This window comes from Algiphilus sp. (genome assembly GCF_023145115.1).
Taxonomy (GTDB): Bacteria; Pseudomonadota; Gammaproteobacteria; order Nevskiales; family Nevskiaceae; genus Algiphilus.
In genome coordinates this window covers 1-2,415 of sequence record NZ_JAGLEJ010000057.1, presented here as the reverse complement: position 1 = coordinate 2,415, position 2,415 = coordinate 1, and the positions used below count along the sequence as shown (strand labels likewise).

At 66.7% G+C, this 2,415-nt stretch carries 3 protein-coding genes, 1 tRNA gene and 1 pseudogene; 2 read left to right on the top strand and 3 right to left on the bottom strand.

Annotated elements, in window-relative coordinates:
- Window positions 1-25 precede the first annotated feature (25 nt).
- Window positions 26-229 (top strand): annotated as a pseudogene (locus tag KAH28_RS17375) (transposase); the annotation flags it as partial.
- 8 nt (window positions 230-237) lie between these two features.
- Window positions 238-453: a hypothetical protein gene (locus tag KAH28_RS17370; RefSeq protein WP_290578858.1), complete on the top strand. Its 216-nt coding sequence runs from the start codon at window positions 238-240 to the stop codon at window positions 451-453.
- Between the two features lie 18 nt (window positions 454-471).
- On the opposite strand, the gene folD is transcribed toward KAH28_RS17370, so the two are convergent.
- The 3 genes from folD to KAH28_RS17355 all read right to left on the bottom strand — a co-directional run bounded on the left by folD (window position 472) and on the right by KAH28_RS17355 (window position 2,300).
- Window positions 472-1,341: a bifunctional methylenetetrahydrofolate dehydrogenase/methenyltetrahydrofolate cyclohydrolase FolD gene (folD, locus tag KAH28_RS17365; RefSeq protein WP_290578856.1), complete on the bottom strand. Its 870-nt coding sequence runs from the start codon at window positions 1,339-1,341 to the stop codon at window positions 472-474.
- 54 nt (window positions 1,342-1,395) lie between these two features.
- A tRNA-Arg gene (locus KAH28_RS17360) sits at window positions 1,396-1,472 on the bottom strand.
- Between the two features lie 210 nt (window positions 1,473-1,682).
- Window positions 1,683-2,300 (bottom strand): SOS response-associated peptidase, encoded by a 618-nt coding sequence (locus KAH28_RS17355; RefSeq protein ID WP_290578854.1) that lies wholly within the window; start codon window positions 2,298-2,300, stop codon window positions 1,683-1,685.
- Window positions 2,301-2,415 lie beyond the last annotated feature (115 nt).

The window sequence follows — 2,415 nt, the reverse complement described above, 5'->3', positions numbered from 1 at the left end:
CCGGAGATAGAAGGGGCCAGCTCACCAGCCTGGCAAGCCCCAGCAGAACGCTTATGTCGAGCGCTATAACCGCACCGTACGCTACGACTGGCTCAGCCAATACCTGTTTGAAAGCATCGAGCAGGTACAGCAATCGGCCACCGAGTGGCTCTGGTCCTACAATCACGAACGACCGAACATGGCGCTCGGCGGCATCACCCCCATGCAGCGGCTGGCCGCCGCTGCATAGCTCCACTTTTGGCCTCCGTTAAAAACGGGGGGATTACCGATCAGCACGAGCAGCTCGAATTCCTGGCGGTCGTCGAGGATCAGTGGACCACCGAGAGCGGATTCGTCACGCCGACGATGAAGGTCAAGCGCAACGTCGTGGAGGACCACTATTTCGGCTTCGTGCCCGAGTGGGCCGCGCGCCGGGAGCCGGTGGTCTGGGTGGCGGCCTCGGGAGCCGCCTGACCCGGCAGGCGGAAAGGGTCAGTCGGTGCCGTCGCCGGCTTCGCGCAGCTCCGCGGCGTGAAGCGTGTTCTGCATGAGCATGGCGACGGTCATCGGCCCCACCCCGCCCGGCACCGGCGTGATCGCGGCGGCCCGTTCGCGCGCCGCGGCGAAGCCGACATCGCCTATCAGGCTGCCGTCGGGCTGCCGATTGATGCCCACATCGATGACAGTGGCACCCGGACGCACCCAGGCACCATCCACCAGGCCGGGCTTGCCGACAGCCACCACGAGCAGTTCCGCTTCGGCCACGCGGTCGGCCAGATCGAGCGTGAAGCGGTGCGCGACGGTCGTCGTTGCCCCTGCCAGGAGCAGCTCCAGCGCCATCGGGCGGCCGACGATATTCGAGGCGCCGACCACCAGTGCCCGGCGTCCGTGCAGCGTCTCGCCGCGTGCGCGCAGCAGCTCCATGATACCGAGCGGCGTGCAGGGCCGGAGCAGCGGAATACGCTGAGCGAGACGGCCGATGTTGTAGGGATGAAAGCCGTCCACATCCTTGTCGGGGCGGATGCGCTCGATGACGTGCGTCGTATCGACACCGGACGGCAACGGTAGCTGCACCAGGATGCCGTCGACCTCATCGTCGGCATTCAGTGCATCGATCGCCGCTATCAGTGCTTCCTCGCTCACCGTCGCATCGAACTGCAGCGGCCGCGAGACGATGCCGACACGCTCGCAGACCTCGCGCTTCCGGCGGACGTAGATCTGCGACGCCGGATTCTCTCCTACCAGTACCGTCGCCAGGCACGGTGGGCGCAGTCCGCGCGTGGTGCGGCTCTCGACGGCTGATGCCACGCGCGCGTGCACCGATGCCGCGCAGGCCTTTCCATCGATGATCGCTGCCGACACTCTTCCTTCCTCTCGCGCTCAGCGGTGGCGCCGGAAACGGCGCGGGACCAGGGATGGCGCGCCCAGGTGGACTCGAACCACCGACCCACGGCTTAGAAGGCCGTTGCTCTATCCGGCTGAGCTATGGGCGCGAATGCTGCTGACGCCGCGCGGACACCGGGCGGCGTGAATGCTGGTCGGGGCGGCAGGATTCGAACCTGCGACCCTCTGCTCCCAAATTATGCGGCGACAGAGGGCACACCCTTTCCGAATCAATAGTTTACAGCCATTTCGTGGGCTGCGGCGGCCGCAAATTCGGGCATTGAGAATCAACGACTTGCAGCACGTTAGTGGAACGCGGGTCACCGGGCATCGAGACCCCGATCCGGGCTGGCCACCTCGCCGACGGCGTAGTCCACGGCGCACGACTCGAGCAGCTCTGCCACTTCGTCGGGTGCACCGTGCAACCACACGTCCGCCTCTGACTCGTCCTGCAGCGGTCTTGGCATGCGCGGGTGCAGCCAGTCGATCCCCGGTGCGGCCGGCACGGTGACGATGGTGAACGAGTCGACTACCTGGTCGCCGCCCTCCCAGTGCTCCCAGAGTCCGGCGAGCAGGTGCGGGCGGCCATCGGTTCGTTCGATCGCGTGGCACTGCTTGCTGCCCCGCTCGCCAGTCCACTCGAAATAGGCGGACGCGGGGACGATACAGCGCTGCGAGGCCTTCCAGGCGTGACGGAAGGCGGGCTTGCTGGCCAGTGTCTCCGCGCGGGCGTTGAACGTCGGGTACTTGATCCGCGGCTCCTTGCTCCACGGCGGGATCAGCCACCAGCTGCGCGGGCGGAATCCCTCGGCGTCGATCGTGCCGCTCGTCTGCGTCGGCTTGACGTTGTGCTGCGCCGCGCGATCGCGCGGCCAGGCGTCGAGGATCTGCGCCCACCCGTGCACCGCGGGGATGTGCTGTTCGTATCGGCCGCACATGCGGCGAGTATGCCCCACCCGACGAACGATAGTTGCGGGGGCTTGACCTACATTATATGTAGGTGTAGAGTGGGGACCGTGGATAGGGGATCAGCCCACCACCCCATTCCCCGGG

Excerpts from the sequence above, each read along its gene's own strand:
- KAH28_RS17355 (WP_290578854.1), bottom strand. The coding sequence starts at position 2,300 with ATGTGCGGCCGATACGAACAGCACATCCCCGCGGTGCACGGGTGGGCG.